The sequence below is a fragment of the Winogradskyella sp. HaHa_3_26 genome (assembly GCF_019278425.1).
Classification (GTDB): Bacteria; Bacteroidota; Bacteroidia; order Flavobacteriales; family Flavobacteriaceae; genus Winogradskyella; species Winogradskyella undariae.
Genome location: NZ_CP058981.1, coordinates 738,830 through 761,016 on the forward strand (window position 1 = coordinate 738,830; position 22,187 = coordinate 761,016).

The following is a 22,187-nucleotide window of genomic DNA, read 5'->3' on the forward strand; positions in this document are numbered from 1 at the left end:
CTTTTAACGCTTTTCTTCTGGCCTTCTAGTCAACACAAAATAGATCACATAAAGCCAACTAAAAATACCGTGTAAAAAAGCTAATAAAACAGATTTATTTCTTTCCCAAGAAACAACTACAGCTAAAACACTACCTAATCCAATTCCGCTACTTATAGCAGTATTTCTTACTCCATTATCACCAGATTGGTGCGCAAAACAGTCTAAAGAAAAGACAAGGATTAAGATTAATGATAGCTTAAATTTATTCATGTTTTTTATTTTTTTTTAATAAGATTCAACTTAATCAATCGTAGTTACTATCTATCAATTTAAACGGTATTATTCAATACGTTTTAAACCTTCTAAATCTAAAATTTTTATATGTTTTCCTCTGGTCGATATTAGACCTTCTTTTTTAAATTGAGATAAAATTCTAATCGCAGATTCTGTTGCGGTACCAACAATACTAGCATAATCTTCCCGAGAAAGGATAACTCCTAAATAATCTTTATCATCATTTCCAAAAGTATTGTACAAATAAATTAAAACATCCGCTAAGCGTTGTTTTACAGGTTTCTGAGCCATGTCTACTATAATATTATCGGCTAACCTCAACTCTTTTGCCATGTCTTGAAGCATGTCTAAAGAAAAACTTGCATTTCTAGATAAATCATGAAGAACCTCACTTTTAGGAATAAAACAAACTTGCATCTCATTTACAGCAATTGCAGTAAGGTTAGATTTCTCATCAGTAACCAAAGAGCGCTGCCCTATTAAATCACCTCTCACTACTAGTTTTACAATTTGTTCCTTACCGTTTGCACTCAACTTAGATAACTTACAAACACCATCTTTTATACAATAGATACCGTTAACACTTTCTCCTTCTCTAAAAAGAATTTCTCCTTTTTTTACACTCTTTGAAGTCTTACAGCCAGAGATACGAATTAAATCTTCTTTACCTAACGCTTTTAAAGCATTAAACTGTTTAACAATACATTGTTGGCACTTACTCATTGCAGAAACTATTAAATTCAAAGTTACGTAAAACATGACATATATCATAGATATTACTTGGTAGTTTTAATACTTTTGCGGTAGGTATAAATGAGCAAATTATAAAATGGAAAACAACACTTGTTTTCACTGTGGGGATGACTGTGGGCATCACCCAATTGAGTTCCAAGACAAACATTTTTGTTGTAATGGCTGTAAAACTGTTTTCGAAATTTTCAACGAAAATGACCTTACTTGTTATTATGATTTAGAGAATTCTCCTGGTGCAGTTCCAAAAGAAATTGAAGGTAAATATGATTTTCTTATACAAGAAAATATCATAGAAAAACTTACAGAATTTAGAGATAAAACTATAGAAATAGCAACACTCTATATTCCGCATATACATTGTAGTTCTTGTATATGGATACTTGAAAACCTCAACAAATTAAATCCTAATATTACCGATTCTCAAGTTAATTTCGGTAAAAAAACAGTTAGAGTAACGTATAAACCTGATACTACTAATTTAAAATCTGTAGTCTTATTATTAAGTTCTATTGGTTATGAACCTTATATTAGTTTAGATGATTTTAATTCGGGTAAAAAACAAATCAATCGTGCCCTAATCTATAAACTAGGAGTCGCAGGTTTTGGTTTTGGAAACATTATGTTTTTATCCTTTCCAGAATATTTTGAGGTTAACGAATTTTGGCTCGACCAATACAAATTCTTCTTTCGCTGGCTAATGTTTGCGTTATCCTTACCTATCGTATTTTATTCTGCTCAAGATTATTTTATTTCAGCTTTTAAAGGTCTAAGAGCTAAAATATTAAATATAGATGTCCCTATTGCTTTAGGTATTACGGTATTATTTGTGAGAAGTACTATTGAAATCTCGCTGAATATAGGTTCAGGATTTTTTGACAGTTTAGCAGGATTAATTTTCTTCTTATTAACAGGAAAGTTTTTTCAACAAAAAACCTATGAATTCTTATCCTTTGAACGCGATTATAAATCCTATTTTCCTATTGCCGTCACCAAAATAGATAAAGAAGGACACGAAGCTACAATTCAAGTTTATGATATTGAAAAAGGGGATCGTATTTTAATTCGGAATGAAGAATTAATTCCTATAGATGGTATTTTAATAAACGGAAAGGCTAAAATAGATTACAGTTTTGTTACCGGAGAATCACAAACGGTCACCAAGCAATCTGGAGATAAATTATTTGCTGGAGGAAAACAAACAAATGGTGTTATTGAAATGGAAGCCTTAAAATCTGTTGAACAAAGCTACCTTACACAACTTTGGAGTAATGATGTTTTCAATAAAAATAAAGAAGAAGGATTTACAAATATCACCAATACTATAAGTAAATATTTTACGATTTCAATTTTAACTATTTCTTTAATAGCAACGGTTTTTTGGTTATTTGTAGACTCTAGTAAAGCAATGAATGTATTTACAGCAGTATTAATTATTGCCTGTCCTTGCGCCATTGCTCTCTCTGCTCCTTTCACTTTTGGAAACATGCTTAGAATCTTTGGAAAACAAAAATTCTATGTAAAAAATGCAAGTGTAATTGAAAAACTGGCACAAATAAATACTGTTATATTTGATAAAACAGGAACCATTACCTCTAACAAAAAAAGTAATGCCGAATACGATGGCGAATTACTTTCTGAAGCTGAGAACTTAGTTTTAAAAAATTCCCTTCGCGGATCTAATCATCCTTTAAGTAGAACATTATATAGTATATTAAAAGAAAACAATATCATCACTCTAGATGCTTTTGAAGAGCACATAGGTAAAGGTATTGAAGTAAAGCACGATGCCTTAAACATGAAAATTGGATCATCTAGCTTTGTTGGCAATCCTAATAAAAGTGCTATTTTAAATACTACAGTACATGTTAGTACTAACAATGTTTATAAAGGAAAATTCACGTTTTATAATAGCTATAGAAAAGGAGTTTCAAAACTCTTCAACAAACTAAAAAAACATTATGATTTAGTGATTCTTTCTGGTGATAACGAAGGAGAGCGAGAAAACTTAACAAAATTACTTCCTGCTAAAACTAAATTAATTTTCAATCAGAAACCAGAAGATAAATTAGACTTTATAAAATATCATCAAACAGAAGGCGCTAAAGTATTAATGATTGGTGATGGTTTAAATGATGCTGGTGCATTAGCACAAAGTGATGTTGGTATCGCTTTATCTGAAGATGTTAACGTATTCTCACCAGCCTGTGATGCTATATTAGACGCTTCTAAATTTAAACAACTATTTAGCTTTATATCAGCATCTAAGTCCGCCATAAAAATTATAAAATGGAGCTTTGTACTTTCATTTTTTTATAATACTATTGGGTTATATTTTGCCGTAACTGGACAATTAGAACCTGTAGTTGCAGCTATTTTAATGCCTTTAAGCTCAATAAGCATCGTTGTATTTACAACAATAGCAACTAATATTTTAGGTAAACGATTAGAATGAATCAAAATAAGAAAACATGATAAATGTCATGTTTTTTAAACAGGTGCAATATTAATTTTGGGCCATAACTTCAGTAGGTATGAGTGTTATATATATTTTATTATCCATAAGTATTCTTGTGGCTATCATCTTCTTTATTGCTTTTATTGTAGCGGTAAGGAGCGGTCAATTTGACGATAGCTATACACCTTCTGTACGCATGCTTTTTGAAGACGAACTAGTAAAAGAAAAACCAAAAACAACTAATAAAACCAATAAGACCAATTAATTACTATGGAAGTACAACAATTCTATTACGATAACAAGATCGTTAAAAATTTCCTCTATGCCACTATATTTTGGGGTGTTGTAGGTATGGCAGTAGGGTTACTACTCGCATTCATGTTTGTTTTCCCAAACTTAACCGATGGCATTTCATGGCTAAGTTTTGGTAGATTAAGACCATTACACACCAATGCTGTAATCTTCGCTTTCGTTGGAAACGCAATTTTTGCAGGTGTATATTACTCTTCACAACGTCTACTTAAAGCCAGAATGTTTAACGATACCTTAAGTAACATTAACTTTTGGGGATGGCAAGCCATTATTGTTGCTGCTGCAATTTCGTTACCATTGGGTTATACATCTTCTAAAGAATATGCTGAACTAGAATGGCCGATTGATATTGCTATTACATTGGTTTGGGTTGTTTTTGGTTGGAATCTAATTGGAACTATGCTAAGACGTCGTCAACGTCATTTATATGTTGCTTTATGGTTTTATCTAGCTACGTTTGTTACTGTTGCAGTACTTCATATCTTTAATAGTTTAGAACTTCCTGTAAGTGGAATGAAAAGTTATTCTGTATATGCTGGTGTTCAAGATGCTTTAGTACAATGGTGGTACGGACATAATGCCGTGGCATTTTTCTTAACAACTCCATTTTTAGGATTGATGTACTATTTTGTACCTAAAGCCGCTAATAGACCTGTATACTCATATAGATTATCTATTATTCACTTCTGGACTTTAATCTTTATTTATATCTGGGCAGGACCTCACCATTTATTATATTCTGCTTTACCAGAATGGGCTCAGAATTTAGGTGTAGCATTCTCTGTAATGTTATTAATGCCTTCATGGGGTGGTATGATTAACGGACTTTTAACCTTGCGTGGTGCTTGGGATAAAGTACGTACAGATCCTGTTTTAAAATTTATGGTTGTTGCACTTACCGGTTATGGTATGGCGACTTTTGAAGGGCCTTTATTATCGCTTAAAAACGTAAATGCAATTGGTCACTTTACCGATTGGATTATTGCTCACGTACACGTTGGTGCATTAGCATGGAATGGTTTCCTTGCTTTTGGTATGATCTATTGGTTAATTCCACGATTATTCAAAACAAAATTATATTCTATCAAATTAGCAAATGCTCATTTCTGGATAGGAACCCTAGGTATTATATTTTATGCTTTACCATTATATGTTGCTGGATTTACACAAGCAAGTATGTGGAAACAATTTAATCCTGATGGGACATTAAAATATGGTAACTTCTTAGAAACAGTTACTGAAATTATGCCAATGTATTGGATGCGTGCTATCGGTGGAACTCTTTACATTACTGGGATGCTTATCTTATTGTATAACGTTATTGCTACGATTAGAAATGCTGAAGTTAGTGTAGAAGATGAATTAGCTGAAGCACCTGCATTAAAACGTGTACCTAAACACAGACTTGCTGGTGAAGGTTGGCATACTGTATTAGAACGTAAACCAATTAAATTAACAATTTTAGCTACTATAGCAATTTTAATTGGTGGTGTTGTACAAATTGTACCAACCATTATGATTAAATCTAATATACCAACACTATCTAGTGTTAAGCCTTACACACCATTAGAATTAGAAGGTCGTGATATATACATCCGTGAAGGTTGTGTGGGTTGTCACTCTCAAATGATTCGTCCTTTTAGAAGTGAAGTAGAACGTTACGGTGAATATTCTAAAGCTGGTGAATATGTTTACGATCACCCATTCCTTTGGGGAAGTAAACGTACAGGTCCAGATTTACATCGTATTGGAGGAAAATATTCAGACAATTGGCACTTAAATCATATGTATGATCCACAAAGTACCTCATCGGGTTCTATTATGCCATCTTATAAATGGTTAGTGAGAGATGAATTAGACAAGTCTCAAACAGAAGCTAAGATGGAAGGTATGGTAACACTTGGTGTACCTTATACAGAAGAAGAGATTGCTAATGCGCAACAACACATGACAAAACAAGGAACTCAAATTGAGAAAAACCTTTATGCTGATCCAGATTTCGCTGCTACATATGAAGCAGACAAACAAGCAGGTGGTGCTGGGTTCGTTGAAATGCGAGACAGAGAAATAGTTGCCGTAATAGCATATTTACAACGCTTAGGTACAGATATCAAAGTAAAGGATATTATAGAATCTGAAACTGCTAAAAATTAATTAAGATGCTAAAATTTGTAAAAAACTATATGGATAGTATCGCTGGAATAGAAATCTATCCAATCATTTCACTACTTATCTTCTTTGGCTTTTTTGTCATCTTATGTTGGTGGGTACTGTCTGCAAAGAAAGACTATATAACGACGGTAAGTAATTTACCATTAGATAACAACCAAAACCAAACTGAACTATGAAAAATTTAACGCCATCTTGGTTAAGAGTGCCTATTATATTCTTTATCATTTTCGGAATCATAGAATACTTTGTAGATTCTGGTGATGAACCTGCATTTATTCAGCAACCTTTAATATTACTATTTTTATTATTAGTTCTATTAATACTAATTGCTATTGAATCAATATCTGGTTCATTAAAAAATATCCTATACCAAAGTTTAGATGAAGAAGAAAAAGCTGTTTTTGATGCCAACGCTCAAAAACCTTCTAAACTTCTTGTTTGGATACAAACTACTTACATCAAATTATTAGGTGCAAAAGCCATTGAAGAAGAACACGAAATTATTCTAGATCATAATTACGATGGAATAAAAGAATTAGACAATGACCTTCCGCCATGGTGGTTATACGGTTTTTATGTGTCAATCGTTTTTGCCATCATTTATCTTATAAAATATGAAGTTTTTGATGCCGATAATCAGTTTGACGAATTAGAAACAGAATATGCTCAAGCTCAAATAGCTATTGATGAATACAAAAAAACAGCTAAAGACTTAGTAGATTTTAATACCGTTGAATTATTAACTGAAGCTTCAGATTTAAATAGCGGTAAAAAAACATTTGAAACCAACTGTGTGGCTTGTCATAAAATCGATGGAGGTGGTGGTATTGGACCTAACCTTACTGACGATCATTGGATATTAGGTGGTGGTATTAAAAATGTCTTCAAAACAGTATCTGAAGGTGGTAGAGATGGAAAAGGTATGATTGCCTGGAAACAAAGTTTAAAACCTGCTGAAATTGCACAGGTAGCTAGTTATGTTTTACAATTTCAAGGTACAACACCAGCAGAACCAAAAGCTCCAGAAGGAGACGTTTGGGTAGAAGAAACTGCAGAATAATTTAGAACAAAAAATAAAGTGGAACCATCAGAAAAAGAATCGTTTAGAGATAGCATCGGTACAGTAACCGATGAAGGTAAACGCGCTTGGGTTTATCCTAAAAAACCAAGTGGACATTTTTATAAATACAGGAAGATTGTAAGCTATGGTTTACTTATCTTTTTATTGGTGGCTCCATTTATTAAAATTAATGGAAATCAGTTTCTATTACTAAACATTTTAGAACGTCGTTTTAATGTATTTGGCTTGCCTTTTTGGCCTCAAGATTTTTATCTTGTAGTTATGTCAATGCTTATTTCCATTGTTTTTATAGCTTTATTTACAGTAGGTTTTGGTCGTGTGTTCTGTGGATGGATTTGTCCACAAACCATTTTTATGGAAATGGTTTTTCGTCGTATTGAATATTGGATTGAAGGCGATAGAAACAAACAACGTAAGTTAGATAAGCAAGAGTGGAATGCTGAAAAAATAAGAAAGAAAGGATTAAAATGGTTTATCTTTTTAATCATTTCATTTATAATAGCAAATGTATTTTTAGCTTATTTAATAGGAAGTGACAAACTTTTAAAATACATATCAGAAAATCCTTTAGATCATTTAGGTACGCTGTTTCCTCTACTGATTTTTACTGCGGTATTCTATTTTGTTTTTGCTTGGTTTAGAGAACAAGTATGCATAATAGCTTGTCCTTACGGAAGATTGCAAAGTGTTTTACTAGATGAAAAATCTATCGTTGTAGCTTATGATCATAAACGAGGCGAAGCAGAAAATGGAAGAAAGAAGTTTAGAAAAAATGAAGATCGTGAAGCTTTAGGCCATGGAGATTGTATAGATTGCTTACAATGTGTTAATGTTTGTCCTACAGGAATAGATATTAGAAACGGTACGCAATTAGAATGTGTAAACTGTACAGCTTGTATTGATGAATGTGACCATATTATGGAAAGTATTAACCTTCCTAAAGGTTTAATTAGATATGCTAGTGAAAACGAAATTGAAAAGAAAGAGAAGTTTAAACTAACCCCTAGAATGAAAGGCTATATAGCCGTATTAACCATTCTAACTGGTATTTTTATAGGCTTACTATTTCTTAGAAATGATGTTGAAGCAACAGTACTTAGACTTCCTGGTCAATTATATGAACACAAAGAAGGCAATATCATTAGTAACGTTTTTACTTATAAATTAGTCAATAAAACAACGAAAGATATTGAACACATCAACTTTAAATTAAGAAAGTATGATGGAACAATAAAACTTGTTTCTACAACAAAAAACTTTATCGTTCCTGCTCAAGATTTAGCTGAAGGAACCTTATTTGTAGAAATTGATAAAAGTGAACTATCTGGTGATAAAAATAAATTGGTGATTGAAGTTTATAGCAATGAAGAATTGATAGAAACTACAACAGTTAACTTTTTAGGACCAAGAAGTTATAATTAATACAGTTAAATTTTCTGCTAACGCACAAAATATAATAATTTAAAAAATCCCTTTTAAGGGAAATTAAGATATGAAAATAAATTGGGGAACAGGTATAGTCATTGCATTTTTATGCTTTATTAGCTTCATCATGTACTTTATCATTACCATGAGTGTAGATGATAAATATGATTATGACTTAGTAACAGAGGATTATTATGGCCAAGAGTTAGAGTTTCAAGAAGACCTAAATAAAGAAGAACATTCTAAAACGTTAACAACAAATCTTAACTGGACAAAATCTAGCGAAGGTGTTATTATTAATTTCCCAGAAGATATAGATTATAAGAATATTTCAGGTACAGTGTTCCTATATAGACCATCTAATAAACAATTTGATTTTGAAATTCCAATTTCATTATCTAAACACAATTTGCTCATACCTGACAAAAGTTTATTGGATGGTCGTTGGAACATTAAAGTAGACTGGAAATCTAACGATAATTCATACATTTATAGAACTGAAATCATTTACTAAATGTTAGTTTCTGCATTTGTATTTGGGCTATTAGGAAGTTTACACTGCGTAGGTATGTGTGGACCTATAGCTTTTATGTTACCTGTAGATCGTTCTAATTCATTTAAAAAAGTAAGTCAGATAGCAATATATCATTTTGGCAGACTACTTGCTTACAGTATCATCGGTTTAATTTTTGGTATTGTTGGCAAAAGCTTTTACATCTTTGGCATTCAACAACAATTATCTATAATAATTGGTGCTTTAATGATTATTGTGGTTCTTTTACCACATCATATAATCGGTAAATACAATCTTTCAAAACCACTTTATAAAGTTATTTCTAAGGTAAAATCTTCCTTAGGAAAAGCTCTAAAAAAGAAAACTGCAGATACGTTTTTAACTATAGGATTTCTTAATGGTTTTTTACCCTGCGGATTAGTCTATATGGCTGTATTCGGAGCAATTGCAAGCGGCAGTCTACTTCAAGGAAGTTTGTATATGCTTCTTTTTGGACTTGGGACTATTCCTTTAATGACAATGGCTATTTATTTAGGTAAATTTTTAAATAGTACTATAAAACAACGCATCCAAAAAGCGATTCCTGTTTTTGTTATAATCATTGGGGTTTTATTTATACTTCGAGGTTTAGGTTTAGGTATTCCTTATATCTCTCCTGCTCCAATTGTAGATACAGCCACTAGTGCTATTGAGTGTCATTAAATCATTTCATCTCAAAAAATATTCTATTATATGATATATGCTAAACAAGGTAAGTTATTTTTATCATAGCAAATACAATTGCATCTTTAAAGCAGAAATAATTTTATAACCATCATCATATAATTTACGTCATGAATATTTTATACATACACGGATTAAATGGCAGTTTAAGTCCTGAAAAAAGAATCGTTTTAGAACATTATGGAGACGTATTTTCACCTTCAATTGATTATGAAAATGCACCAAATAGTATAATTGATATCATTGAATACTATCCTGATATTAATTTTGATATCGTTATGGGAAGTAGTATGGGTGGCTTTGCAGGCTATTATGTATCAAATCATTTTCAATGCCCTGCTCTACTCTTCAATCCGGCATTAACAAAACGCCCTGCAACACAGAACATACCTGAAATCACACATAAAATAAGCAACAATAAACATATCGTTTTAGGAACTGAAGATGCTATTGTTAATCCTAAAGACACACTTCAATTTATAGCTAATATGATTGATCTCCAACCCGACTTTAATATTCATCTCCGTAATCATTTAGCTCACCGCATTCCTATATCTATTTTTAAAGAAGAAGTTGAAACGTTTTTTAATAAAATTAAAGAATAGGAGATTATGATTGTATGTAGAAGTCAAAATGGCTAAAAAAAACACCTTATAAAAAAATTATAAAAACAAAAAACCGAGATCCCTCAATCTCGGTTTTCATTTTATTTGCTTTTATATGCTGGTAGATTCAGGGTCTCTAAGCCAACTCAACACATGGCAAATATTAATTAATTAATCCATTGAACTAAAACTTAATTTCAGTACGAGTCAAATATATAATTCATTTTCAATTCATTAGACAATAAACATATTTAATCGATGAAATACATTAAATTTTAACATTTACCGATTAAAACACTCTTTTTACCGACAAAATACACGTGTAGAAATTCATGTTTTTATACGTTTAATAGATGTTATTAGAAATAAAAATTAATTCATTATGTAAAATTTAATTCAATATGAAGTAACTTTAGACACTTTTAAAACTATTAATATGAAAAAATATTTAATCCTCTTTATATCTTTAACAACCTTTTTAGGTTTCAGCCAAGCTACAACTTATACCGAAGATGAATTATCAGTATCAAAATGGATAGATGGTACATTACTAACTCCTAATGACATTGAAAAACCAAATTTAGCAATTATCATAGCAGGCTCTGGTCCTACCAACAGAAATGGTAATCAGAATTTTCTTAAAAATAATTCTTTAAAAAAATTAGCAGAAGGACTTACTAATAATGGAATTGCAACTTTTAGATATGATAAACGTGTTGTAAAACAAATTCTACATAATAATATAGACAAAAACATGATGTTTGATGATTTTATAACTGATGCTTCAGACGTCTTAGATTACTTCAAAGAAAAAAATAATTATAGTAAGATTTACGTTATTGGTCATAGCCAAGGAAGTTTAGTTGGTATGGTATCTGCAAAAGATAAAGCTGATGGTTTTATTTCATTAGCTGGTGCTGGTAATAATATAGGAGATGTATTAATTGAGCAAATTGATAAAACGGCACCAATGTTTAGTGAAGACACAAAACGTATTGTAACAAGCTTAAAAGAAGGAAAAACAACAACAGATTTCCCTATTGCTTTAGCTTCTGTATTTAACGCCGAGATACAACCCTTTATGATGAATTGGATGTCTTATAACCCTACAGAAATAATTAAGGATCTAGATATGCCTATTCTTATTATAAACGGAACAAAAGATCTTCAAGTTTCAGAAAAAGAAGCCGAAGTATTAAGTGCTGCTAATGAAAAATCCCAATTAGTAATCATAGAAAACATGAATCACGTGCTCTTTGAAATTGAAGGAGGTGATTTAGAAAATTCAAAATCTTATAACGAATCTTTTAGAGCTATTTCTCCACAGCTTATTATAAGTATCACAAATTTTATAGAACCATAATTTTATATTATCATTTAAGGCTCTAAAAACTATAAGCATCACTACCGTGATGCTTTTTTTATTAAAAAACAAAAAATAAAAGCATCCCAACCACGAGATGCTTTTCTAACTAACCAACCAATGTAATGCTACAACTTTGTAATCTTGTTACCTAGAGTAACATGTTATTAGCATTACAATTAATACTTTGCAAACTGTGTGCCAAAGTTTGATTATATCTTTTTTCTTCAAGACTGTAACAAAATAAAACATTAGGATACTAATATATAAAAGTATATCTTTATGATATCATATTGATATCATATTAAATTATCAATCAATTAAATTTAGAACTTATGAAAGAAGAAAAAATTATCGTCCCTGCTAATGGGTATCTTATGCTATTTTTATTTGTAATACTCTTTTTCGGAAGTATTGCAATTATGATTATCACAAAAACAGGTTGGGCTACATTCGGTGTTATAATTGCTTTAATTTTAGCTTGTGGGTTTCTTATGGTGCAACCTAATGGATCTCGTGTTTTACTTTTATTCGGAAAATACGTTGGTACTGTAAAAAAGAATGGTTTTTATTGGGCAAATCCTTTTTATACTAAAAAGAAAATTTCTTTAAGAGCTAGTAATTTTGATAGTGAACGCTTAAAAGTGAATGACAAATTAGGAAATCCTATTATGATAAGTACAATTCTAGTTTGGCGTGTTAAAAACACCTACAAAGCTGCTTTTGATGTTGATAATTATGAAAATTTTGTGCGTGTACAAACAGATGCTGCTGTTCGTAAATTAGCAAGTATGTATCCTTATGATAATTTTGCAGATGAAGGTGTTGATGAAGATATTACGCTACGATCTAGTGTAAATGAAGTTAGTAATGCATTAGAACAAGAAATAGATGAGCGTTTATCTATTGCTGGTATAGAAGTTTTAGAAGCTAGAATCGGTTACTTAGCTTATGCACAAGAAATTGCAAACGCCATGTTAAAACGCCAACAAGCAACAGCTATTGTAGCTGCAAGACATAAAATCGTAGAAGGTGCCGTAAGTATGGTAGAAATGGCTATTGAACAACTAAGCAAAAAACAAGTTGTAGATTTAGATGAAGAACGCAAAGCCGCTATGGTCAGTAACCTAATGGTTGTATTATGTGGAGATAAAGATGCCTCCCCAGTACTAAACACTGGCACTTTAAATCATTAAACATATGAAAGAATACAAAGTAATAACACCAAGACTAGGCTTTAGAAACCGTATTCAAAATTTTGAAGATTTACTCAATCAATATGCTCGAGAAGGATGGAGCGTTAAGCAAATTGCTGTAAATTGGTCTACTGTAGTTTTTGAACGCGAAAAAAATAGATAATGAGGATATTTAAAGAAGAACAACGCTTCAATCAATTATGGTTGATTATATTGATATCAATTAGCACATTAATTCCTTTAGGACTTTTTATAAAAGCATATTTAGAAAACCCTGATAATTATTCTAGTTCTGAATTAATAGGACTTATTTCTATATTTATAGTAGCCACAGGTTTAATCTTTTTTGTTAAGCTAAGTTCTAGAATCGATGAAATAGGAATCCACTATAAATTTTTCCCTATTCATTGGAATTATAAAACAATTAAATGGAGTGAAATTGAAAAAGCATATATCAGAACATACGATCCTATTACAGATTATGGAGGTTGGGGACTAAAAGGAGGAACACTTTGGAACAGATCTAAAGGACAAGCCATTAACATATCTGGAGATATTGGAATTCAACTAAAATTAAAAAACGGTAAAAAGCTATTACTTGGAACACAAAAACAAGAGAATGCTAAAAGCATAATAGCTTATTATAAATCAAAATTTAATTAATTATAATGTCTAAAAAGAAAGCCTTTGCACTACGAATGAATGAAGATATGCTGAAAGCCGTTGAAAAATGGGCTTCAGACGAATTTCGTAGCACTAATGGACAAATAGAATGGATGCTAATGCAATATCTAAAAGAACACAATAGGCAGCCCAAACAAAAAGATGATTCAACAGAAAAAAAGTGACCGTAAATGGTCACTTTTTTATTTTTTAATTTTTGTATTTTGCGTGCTCTAAAATAACTTTATTTATGGATAATACTCCAATTTTTACTGATGATACTATTGTATTTGGACTCTTAATGATTGCTTTAGGTTTTGTGTTTGTCACAGAATCTATAAAAACAGGATTTTGGCCCAAGTTTTATAAAATAGTACCTGGTTTATTTATGGCTTACATGCTACCTGCACTTTTAACAACTACAGGTTTAATCTCACCAGAATGGACCACAGTTTCAGAAACAGGAGTGATTACAGAACACAGTACAAGTTTATATTATGTTTCTAGCCGTTATTTATTACCGGCCGCTTTAGTTTTAATGACTTTAAGTATCGATTTAAAAGCTGTTTTTAATTTAGGATGGAAGGCATTAGTAATGTTTTTTACAGGGACTTTAGGGATTGTTATGGGCGGACCTATCGCTATTATATTAATTGCAACCGTTTCACCAGATACTGTTGGAGGCGTTGGTCCAGATGCCGTTTGGAGAGGGCTTTCTACCTTAGCAGGAAGTTGGATTGGTGGAGGTGCCAACCAAACAGCCATGCTAGAAATCTTTGGTTATAACCAAGCCAAATATGGAGGAATGGTATTTGTAGATATCGTAGTCGCTAATATTTGGATGGCTATTATATTAATTGGTATCGGAAAAAGAGATAGAATTAATAAGTGGCTAAAAGCAGACACTTCTTCTATTGAGGAATTAAAAGAAAAAATGTCTACGTTTACTGAAAAAGTAAAGCGAAATCCATCATTATCAGATATTATGATTATTTGTGCGATTGCTTTCGGAACGGTAAGTATCGCCCATTTAAGCGCTAACTATTTAGGCCCTCTTTTTGAAGGTGTTGTTGCAGGAATAGAATCACCAACAACAAGAAATATTTTCACTTTCTTAGGCTCAAAATTCTTTTGGATGATTAGTATCGCGACTTTAATTGCTATCTTATTATCAAATACAAAAGCCAAAAACTATGAAGGTGCAGGTGCAAGTAAATTTGGAAGTGTTTTTATCTACATTCTTGTTGCTAGTATCGGAATGAAAATGGATTTAACCATGATTTTTGATAATCTTGGTCTTATCGCTATTGGTGTTGTATGGATGACTATTCACGCTATACTACTAGTAGTCGTAGCCAAACTAATTAAAGCGCCTTATTTCTTTTTAGCAGTTGGTAGCCAAGCCAATGTTGGCGGAGCAGCCTCTGCCCCTATTGTAGCTTCTGCATTTCACCCGTCTTTAGCAACCGTTGGAGTTCTACTTGCTGTATTTGGATATGCTGTTGGAACTATTGCTGCTATTGGCTGTACTATTTTAATGGAATTAGCAGCCGTTAGCTAGTTATATTAAAACTAAAATAAGATATTTGCTTACCTAATTACACTGCAAAACATGACAAAATTAAACAAAGTATTAAGTCTCATAATTTTAGTAGCATTAGCTGTATCTTGTGGTAAAGACAATGATGCTAATTTCACATTAAAAGGAAACATTAAAGGCTTAAAAAAAGGAATCGTTTATCTTCAAAAAGAAGGGGATTCTAGTATTATTGATTTAGATTCTATGGTTATATCAGGCCAAACAGAATTTTCATTACATACAAATATTGACGAACCTGTTATCCTTTATTTAAAACTTCATAAAAATGATAAAGACGAGCATTACATTCCATTTTTCGCTGATAAAGGAACTACTGAAATCTCAACAACGTTAAAAACTTTTAATTACGATTATGAAATTAAAGGTTCTAAACAACAAGAGCTTTTAGGAGCATATGTAAAAGTGATGTCTTCATACAATCACAAGAATCTTGACTTAATTGAGGCTAGTTTTATCGCACAAAAAGATAATGACAGCATAACACTAGACTCTTTAAATAATATAGCAGATAAACTTATAAAACGTAAGTATGCTTACACTATTCAATACGCTATAAATAATAAGGATAGTGAAATTGCTCCTTACCTAGCTTTATACGAAACGCAAAATGCTAATCCAGTATATATAGATTCTATTTACAACAACCTAAATGAAGAAATTAAAAACTCTCTTTACGGTAAAAAGCTAAAAGAAGTTATAGCAAATAGAAATTAAGACAACTAGCTGTTTCTTCATAAACCTGATACTTTTATAATATAAAGTTTAGATATAACTCTTAAATATTAAACATCCAATCATAACTATATGATTGGATTTTTTATGTTCTATTGTATTTAAATAGGAATCACTCCGTTTTAAAAAGCCTAATCCCCTTATTTTCAACTAAAAACTTCTATTAAACAAAAAACTCCAACTACTTTACAGTAATTGAAGTTTTAAAGAAGAGCCGATGGAGGGACTCGAACCCACGACCTGCTGATTACAAATCAGCTGCTCTAGCCAGCTGAGCTACATCGGCAATAAATGCTTACCTAATATCGGTAAGCGAGCGCAAATTTAAGATAGATTTTTAAATCTGCAAGCAAATTTAATTTAATTTATTTATTTTTTCTATAAGAGCTCTCCCTTTTGACTCAAGATCAGCACTTATAGCTTTAAAATGAGCTTTTTTATTTTCTACACTTCTGTCGTTTACACGAGTAATTAACTCATCAAACGTTACAATAGCTTCATCAATAACAGCTTCACTATCTTTTGTTGGTTTTTGAGCATTAGCTAATTCCCAAACGTAAACTGCTTCAATAATATCTCCTAATACGTAATTGATATCTTTTTTTAATTCTCTTTTATTTGCCATAATAATTTTATTTTATAATAACCGCAAAAATACTAAATCCTTTTAGTTAATTGATTCTCATATTTAATTTTTATCTGAAGTTTTAAACGTATACTTCTAATAACTTACCGTAAGCCGAATTTAATTTGAAATTTTTAATACTCGCAGGGAGTAAAATCGTTTCTCCTTTAGATATACTCGTGTTTAAAATAGGTGAAGAAATTTCAACTTCACCATCGACACACATATAAATTATAAATGAATCGTATGTATTTATTTTATCTATTACAGTGTCTAATTCAATAAAATTTGTAGTAAAAAAAAGACAACCTACCATTTGGTTTACTTTGTTCTTTTGTTTTCCATAATCGATTCTAAAATCATTTTTCATTTCAAAATCAAAAGCATCAATAGCGATATCATTATGAAGCTCTCTTTCATTTCCATCATCATCAACACGGTCCCAGTCGTAAACGCGATACGTTACATCACTCGTTTGCTGAATTTCGGCTAACAAAACCCCTGCTCCTATGGCATGAACTCTACCTGATTCAATAAAATAAGTATCACCTTCCTTTACTTTATCAAAATTTAGAATCTCTGTTAAGGCCTTCTCTTCTAAATGTTTTAAATAAATCTCTTTATTTACTTTTTTATTGAATCCAACAATTAAATTTGCTTCATCATCAGCTTGCATTACATACCACATTTCTGTTTTACCAAAAGAATTATGTCGTTTTCTAGCTAATTCATCATTAGGATGCAGTTGAATACTTAAATCTTGCTTAGCATCAATAAATTTGATGAGTAGTGGAAATTCATTACCAAAACGCTTCCAGTTTTTCTCTCCTAAAAATCCGGCTTGATATTCATTAACTAAATCTTGAAGTGAACGCCCCTTTAAATCTCCATTTATAACAACAGAAATATCGTTAGGAACAGTACTTACCTCCCAACTTTCACCTAGTTTTTTAGAATCTGAAGCTTTATTAAAATGCTGATTTAATTTTTCTCCACCCCAAATTTTTTCTTTTAAAATGGGTTGAAATTTTAATGGATATAATACGTTTTTCATATAACTAATCTCCAGAATAGGTTACAAAATTACGAGGTGTTTCGTAGAGGGTAATTTCTAATTGAAATTCGGGCTTAAGTTTAGGTTTAATTTTATTATAGATAACTACAGCAATATTTTCTACTGTAGGATTTAGTTCCTGAAACTCGGGAACTTCAATATTTAAATTCTTATGGTCGAAGGCATCTTCTACTTCAGATTTAATAATATCTTTTAATATTTTTATATCAATAACATAACCTGTATCAGGATCTATTTCCCCTTTAACGCTTGCGATTAGTTCATAATTATGACCATGAAAATTAGGGTTATTACATAACCCGAATACTTCTTCGTTTTTCTCAAAACTCCAATCTTTCCTATACAGTCTATGTGCTGCGTTAAAATGCGCTTTTCGATGTACTGTGACTTGCATTATTTATTAACGTTTATATATTCATAAAACTTCTCGAAGATTATTTTAAACCAAGCTGTATAAATCTCAGGTTTTTCTAAAATATCTGTTTTAACAGCTTCTAAAGTCATCCATTTCCAACTTGCTACCTCATCTAGATTTACCACAGGTTCGTCATTATAATAACCCACCATAATATGGTCGTACTCGTGCTCTGTTAATCCATTTTCAAAAGGAGCTTTGTATATAAATGAAGTCTTCTCTTCTAGTTCTGTTACAAATCCCATTTCTTCTTGTAAACGTCGTTTACCAGCTTCTAAATTACTTTCTCCATCACGCTGATGACTACAGCAAGTATTGGTCCATAAACCAGGAGTATGATACTTATGTAAAGCACGTTGTTGAAGCATTAGTTCCTTCTTATCATTAAATACAAACACAGAAAATGCGCGATGTAAAAGCGCTTTCTCATGTGCTTCCATCTTTGGCATTAATCCTATTTGTTTATCATTTTCATCTACTAAGATGACTTGTTCTTCTATCATGCCGTAAAAATACCAAGTAAAACTTTAAAACGCATTAATCTTTTCATAAAAAGCCTGTGAAATGAAAATACCTTGCTTGTAAGACACAAGCAAGGTAGTTTTATGATAGAATAATAATTAATAAATTAATCTTTAATAATAAACATTGATCTACGATTTAATTGATGATCTTCATCACTACAATCTATTTCATTACCACATGCGTTAATCAATTGAGATTCGCCATAACCTGTTGCAGATAATCTTCGTTTTGAAATCCCTTTATCATATAGCCATTTTAATGTAGACCTTGCTCTACGCTGAGATAGTTTTAAATTATAAGAATCTCTACCTCTAGAATCTGTATGAGATTCTATATGAATTTTTAATTCCGGATATTCTTTTAATGCCGCTAAAATTTTAGCTAATTCTATTTCTTCATCTAAGCGAATATTTGAATCATCATAATCAAAATATATAGGTTGTAACGTTAATTTACAACCTAAATCATTAGGCGGACAAGGATCTGAAACTTTAAGAATCAATGGCATATTTAAAACAATTGGCATCTCTATTGTTTTAGGGTTTTTAGGAGTCTCAAAAATTTCTTCTTTAGGATTATACCCGTCTTTTTTTGCTCTAATAACATATCGTTCATTACAATCTAAGTGGAAGGTGAAAAGTGCATCTTAAAAAACTAAAAGTATAATACATCAATACTAAAATTTAAACACAAAAAAGCCGTTTAAGAAATTAAACGGCTTTTGTAATTATTATATGTGAGTTTTTTATTAATCGTCACATGTTTTTCCATCAATACTTGTGATAATAAATTCACTACGTCTATTTAATTGGTGCTCTTCTTCTGAACAAGAAGATTCACTAGTCGGCTCGCAACCACAATCATTTACTAAACGTGATTCTCCATAACCTTTAGCGGTTAAACGTTCTGACGAAATTCCTTTATCTATTAAATATTGACGTGTAGACTTCGCTCTTCGTTCTGATAATTTTTCATTGTATGAAGCTGTTCCTCTACAATCTGTATGTGAACGAATATCAATATGCATTGTAGGATATTTATTTAATACCGCCAATACTTTTTGTAGCTCAATCTCTGCATCATATCTAACGTTAGATTTATCAAAATCAAAATAGATGATTGGGATATCTAATACCTTAGCTAAATCATCACAAGGCTCAATTTGTTGTTCGTCTATTTCTAAGAATAGTTGTAACTCTAGGTCTTGTTGTTTTGATGGCGTAGCAAAACGTTTTTCATCTGAGGTATACTTTTCTTTTTCGCCTCTTACTAAGTATTCTGTTTTACATGCTAAATCAAACTCAAATACAGCGTCTTCAGCAACTGTTTTGCGTTCTATTTCATTTCCTTCTCCATCGAATAAAACTACTGTAGCATTAGGAATAGGCTCGTTTGTTTTTATATCTAAAACCGTACCTGTAACTAATTGTTTACATTCAGTAATCTCAAAAGTATAAATATCATCACTTCCTTTCCCTCCTTCTCTATTAGAGCTAAAATAAACACGTTTAGTTACTAAATTCTCATAATAAGCAAAATCATCAGACACGCTATTTACAGGTTTTCCTACATTTTCAATTGGAAAATTTCTACTCGAACTTTTTTCAACTTTTGCATCTACACCTTCAGATTTAAATATATCTCTTCCTCCTAATCCAGGAAATCCTGTAGAAGAAAAATATAAATCACCATTTGTATTCATAAACGGAAAAGTTTCTTTTCCTTCTGTGTTTATAGAGCTTCCTAAATTTTCTGGTTCACCTAAGGTTCCATCATCATTAACATCTACAACAAAAATATCAGACTGTCCATAAGTTCCTGGCATATCTGAAGCAAAATACAATCTAGAACCTGTGACATTTAAAGTTGGATGAGCAACACTATAATCTTCACTATTAAAATGAATTTTATGAATATCATCCCAAGAACCATCTTCTGATAAACTTGCTCTATATAATTGCAGTCTATTAATACCTGTATTATCTTCTTTATATTTTGAATGGAAATAATTATTTCTTGTAAAGAACATATATTTTCCATTTGGAGAAAATACAGGACTAGACTCATGAAACTTAGTATTTACATCACCTTCTAAACTTTTCACTTCTCCGAAAGATCCATCTTCTTTCTTTTCAACTGAAAATAAATCTAAATAAGGTTGTTCATTCCATCTATACTTACGGCCTCCTCCACTTGCTGAAGCGAATACAATTTCGTTTTCGTATTCTGCAGCTCCAAAATCAGAAAACTCTGTATTAAAGTCTAAGTTAATAACCTCAATATCATCTCTACTTGATGCTTCAATAGATGTTCTATAATCCACTTTAGATAAAAAAGCCTTTCCTCTTAAATCTTCAGGCTTAAGCTCATTAAATTTTTTCATCCATTTATCAGAACCTTCATAGTCTTCAATTCCTTTAAGCGCTAAAGCGTATCTGAAATAGTATTCTGGCTCAATAACTTCATCCATAGCCATTAATTCGCCATACCACTTAGCTGCTTCTTCCATTTTATCTTGATAGTAAAATGAATTGCCTAATTTTTGAAATAAATCAGCAGATTTATAACCTTTCTCAGCGACTTCTAATAACACTTCACTTGTTTTTACATAAGCAAAATCTCTATAATCATCTTTTACACTTTGTATCTTTCCATTCTGTGCAAATACAGATGAAGTAAACGCAACTACAAACGCCAATAATATATATTTCGATATTCTTTTCATAATCTTATTTTTAGAAGAAACGTGGGGATAATATTCTACCTAGTCTTTTGATCTCAAATCTTAATGTTAATTCGTGTGAACCACTATTATAATTACTCAATCCAGTTGTTGTCATATCATAACTATAGCCTACAAACATACCTGGTGTTATTTGTAAACCAGCTAAAGCACTTACAGAATCATCCCATCTCCATGCAACACCCAAAGTAAAGTTCTTTTGAAACCAAAAGTTAGCAGATACATCTGCAATTAATGGTGCTCCAGAAACTCCTTTAACTAAAAATGCAGGTTTAAACTCCGTTGTTTCACTTAAATTAAAGACATAACCACCAATAAAGTAAAAGTGCATACGCTCTGTTGCTACAGACTCTTCATAATCGTCATAATGATCAGTATCTATAAAGTTTGGTACTGCTAAACCAAGATACCATTTTCTAGTGTGCAGATATAAACCAGCCCCCACCATTGGTGAAACTAAATTTATATTATTTTGATATGCAGGATCTGCATCTCTAAATGTACCTTTACTCCAATCGGTATCTAACAAATGAATCCCTCCTTTTACTCCAAATGATAATTTTAAATCATTGGCATTTAAAGGTATTGTATAAGATACGTTAGCATCTACAAATGTTTCACTTGCAGGCCCCAAAGCATCCTTAACAATATTTAAACCTAACCCAATACGTTCATTACGTAATGGTGTATGAAAACTTAAGGATTGTGTTTGTGGAGCTCCATCTATACCAACCCATTGAGATCTATGAAGACCTACAATGCTCAACGTTTCTCTTTGACCTGCATAAGCTGGATTTACGCTCATTGTATTAAACATATAATGAGTGTACTGTGGATCTTGCTGTGCAAAACTAATAGTACTTGTTAGTATAAATACTAAAACTATTAATTCCTTTATTAGTGATGATTTATGTATCATTTTAATCTTTTTTAT

The 22,187-nt window shown here is 31.4% G+C and carries 25 protein-coding genes and 1 tRNA gene; 16 read left to right on the top strand and 10 right to left on the bottom strand.

The genetic code is table 11. The features are described 5' to 3' along the window. Positions 1-3: 3 nt before the first annotated feature. On the bottom strand, positions 4-252 hold the full coding sequence (locus H0I32_RS03250; RefSeq protein ID WP_179314067.1) for a hypothetical protein: 249 nt from the start codon (positions 250-252) through the stop codon (positions 4-6). A 69-nt stretch (positions 253-321) separates the two neighbouring features. Then, positions 322-999: a Crp/Fnr family transcriptional regulator gene (locus H0I32_RS03255; RefSeq protein ID WP_173586676.1), complete on the bottom strand. Its 678-nt coding sequence runs from the start codon at positions 997-999 to the stop codon at positions 322-324. Positions 1,000-1,105: 106 nt separating this feature from the next. Here H0I32_RS03255 and H0I32_RS03260 point away from each other — a divergent pair, with 106 nt between their 5' ends. The 16 genes from H0I32_RS03260 (at position 1,106) to H0I32_RS03335 (ending at position 15,852) form a co-directional block, all read left to right on the top strand. After that, positions 1,106-3,481, top strand: coding sequence for a heavy metal translocating P-type ATPase (locus H0I32_RS03260; protein ID WP_179314068.1), 2,376 nt, complete (start codon positions 1,106-1,108; stop codon positions 3,479-3,481). A gap of 79 nt (positions 3,482-3,560) precedes the next feature. Continuing rightward, positions 3,561-3,749: a cbb3-type cytochrome oxidase assembly protein CcoS gene (ccoS, locus tag H0I32_RS03265; protein WP_173586674.1), complete on the top strand. Its 189-nt coding sequence runs from the start codon at positions 3,561-3,563 to the stop codon at positions 3,747-3,749. 5 nt (positions 3,750-3,754) lie between these two features. Then, positions 3,755-5,950, top strand: coding sequence for a cytochrome-c oxidase, cbb3-type subunit I (gene ccoN, locus H0I32_RS03270; protein ID WP_179314069.1), 2,196 nt, complete (start codon positions 3,755-3,757; stop codon positions 5,948-5,950). 5 nt (positions 5,951-5,955) lie between these two features. Further along, positions 5,956-6,144 carry a CcoQ/FixQ family Cbb3-type cytochrome c oxidase assembly chaperone gene (locus H0I32_RS03275; protein WP_173586672.1) on the top strand — a complete coding sequence of 63 codons (189 nt, stop codon included), beginning with the start codon at positions 5,956-5,958 and terminating at the stop codon, positions 6,142-6,144. Further along, the gene (locus H0I32_RS03280) at positions 6,141-7,028 is read left to right on the top strand and encodes a cbb3-type cytochrome c oxidase N-terminal domain-containing protein (RefSeq protein WP_179314070.1); all 888 of its coding nucleotides are present in this window, start codon (positions 6,141-6,143) and stop codon (positions 7,026-7,028) included. The genes H0I32_RS03275 and H0I32_RS03280 overlap by 4 nt, the downstream gene beginning before the upstream one ends. An 18-nt stretch (positions 7,029-7,046) precedes the next feature. After that, on the top strand, positions 7,047-8,471 hold the full coding sequence (ccoG, locus tag H0I32_RS03285) for a cytochrome c oxidase accessory protein CcoG (RefSeq protein ID WP_173586670.1): 1,425 nt from the start codon (positions 7,047-7,049) through the stop codon (positions 8,469-8,471). A 70-nt stretch (positions 8,472-8,541) separates the two neighbouring features. Continuing rightward, positions 8,542-8,988, top strand: coding sequence for a FixH family protein (locus H0I32_RS03290; RefSeq protein ID WP_173586669.1), 447 nt, complete (start codon positions 8,542-8,544; stop codon positions 8,986-8,988). Continuing rightward, the gene (locus tag H0I32_RS03295) at positions 8,989-9,690 is read left to right on the top strand and encodes a sulfite exporter TauE/SafE family protein (protein WP_173586668.1); all 702 of its coding nucleotides are present in this window, start codon (positions 8,989-8,991) and stop codon (positions 9,688-9,690) included. Positions 9,691-9,821: 131 nt separating this feature from the next. Further along, entirely contained in the window at positions 9,822-10,316 is a 495-nt protein-coding gene (locus tag H0I32_RS03300) for a YqiA/YcfP family alpha/beta fold hydrolase (RefSeq protein WP_179314071.1), read from the top strand. Positions 10,317-10,752: 436 nt separating this feature from the next. Further along, positions 10,753-11,679 (top strand): alpha/beta hydrolase family protein, encoded by a 927-nt coding sequence (locus H0I32_RS03305; protein ID WP_179314072.1) that lies wholly within the window; start codon positions 10,753-10,755, stop codon positions 11,677-11,679. 335 nt (positions 11,680-12,014) lie between these two features. Beyond that, positions 12,015-12,875: an SPFH domain-containing protein gene (locus H0I32_RS03310; RefSeq protein ID WP_179314073.1), complete on the top strand. Its 861-nt coding sequence runs from the start codon at positions 12,015-12,017 to the stop codon at positions 12,873-12,875. 4 nt (positions 12,876-12,879) lie between these two features. Further along, positions 12,880-13,038, top strand: coding sequence for a DUF4177 domain-containing protein (locus H0I32_RS03315; RefSeq protein ID WP_173586664.1), 159 nt, complete (start codon positions 12,880-12,882; stop codon positions 13,036-13,038). Continuing rightward, complete coding sequence (locus tag H0I32_RS03320) at positions 13,038-13,538, top strand: hypothetical protein (protein WP_173586663.1); 501 nt, start codon at positions 13,038-13,040, stop codon at positions 13,536-13,538. Before H0I32_RS03315 ends, H0I32_RS03320 begins: the two co-directional genes overlap by 1 nt. Positions 13,539-13,543: 5 nt before the next feature. Next, positions 13,544-13,723 (top strand): Arc family DNA-binding protein, encoded by a 180-nt coding sequence (locus H0I32_RS03325; RefSeq protein ID WP_173586662.1) that lies wholly within the window; start codon positions 13,544-13,546, stop codon positions 13,721-13,723. Between the two features lie 65 nt (positions 13,724-13,788). Continuing rightward, positions 13,789-15,099 carry a DUF819 domain-containing protein gene (locus H0I32_RS03330; protein WP_179314074.1) on the top strand — a complete coding sequence of 437 codons (1,311 nt, stop codon included), beginning with the start codon at positions 13,789-13,791 and terminating at the stop codon, positions 15,097-15,099. A gap of 51 nt (positions 15,100-15,150) precedes the next feature. Then, positions 15,151-15,852, top strand: coding sequence for a DUF4369 domain-containing protein (locus H0I32_RS03335; RefSeq protein ID WP_179314075.1), 702 nt, complete (start codon positions 15,151-15,153; stop codon positions 15,850-15,852). 230 nt (positions 15,853-16,082) lie between these two features. Here the strand turns inward: H0I32_RS03335 and H0I32_RS03340 are convergent. The 8 genes from H0I32_RS03340 to H0I32_RS03375 all read right to left on the bottom strand — a co-directional run bounded on the left by H0I32_RS03340 (position 16,083) and on the right by H0I32_RS03375 (position 22,172). Continuing rightward, positions 16,083-16,156: transfer RNA gene (locus tag H0I32_RS03340), tRNA-Thr, on the bottom strand. A 69-nt stretch (positions 16,157-16,225) separates the two neighbouring features. Continuing rightward, the gene (locus H0I32_RS03345) at positions 16,226-16,495 is read right to left on the bottom strand and encodes a hypothetical protein (RefSeq protein WP_179314076.1); all 270 of its coding nucleotides are present in this window, start codon (positions 16,493-16,495) and stop codon (positions 16,226-16,228) included. Positions 16,496-16,577: 82 nt separating this feature from the next. Next, complete coding sequence (locus H0I32_RS03350) at positions 16,578-17,549, bottom strand: type I phosphomannose isomerase catalytic subunit (protein WP_179314077.1); 972 nt, start codon at positions 17,547-17,549, stop codon at positions 16,578-16,580. 4 nt (positions 17,550-17,553) lie between these two features. Continuing rightward, a complete protein-coding gene (locus tag H0I32_RS03355) occupies positions 17,554-17,964 on the bottom strand; it encodes a 6-pyruvoyl trahydropterin synthase family protein (RefSeq protein WP_173586657.1) in 411 nt (136 codons plus the stop codon). After that, a complete protein-coding gene (gene idi / locus H0I32_RS03360) occupies positions 17,964-18,488 on the bottom strand; it encodes an isopentenyl-diphosphate Delta-isomerase (protein WP_179314078.1) in 525 nt (174 codons plus the stop codon). The genes H0I32_RS03355 and idi overlap by 1 nt, the downstream gene beginning before the upstream one ends. Before the next feature lie 125 nt (positions 18,489-18,613). Beyond that, a complete protein-coding gene (locus H0I32_RS03365) occupies positions 18,614-19,036 on the bottom strand; it encodes an OmpA family protein (protein WP_218841354.1) in 423 nt (140 codons plus the stop codon). 222 nt (positions 19,037-19,258) lie between these two features. Then, complete coding sequence (locus H0I32_RS03370; protein ID WP_179314079.1) at positions 19,259-21,235, bottom strand: OmpA family protein; 1,977 nt, start codon at positions 21,233-21,235, stop codon at positions 19,259-19,261. 10 nt (positions 21,236-21,245) lie between these two features. Continuing rightward, the gene (locus H0I32_RS03375; protein WP_179314080.1) at positions 21,246-22,172 is read right to left on the bottom strand and encodes a type IX secretion system membrane protein PorP/SprF; all 927 of its coding nucleotides are present in this window, start codon (positions 22,170-22,172) and stop codon (positions 21,246-21,248) included. Between the last annotated feature and the right edge of the window lie 15 nt (positions 22,173-22,187).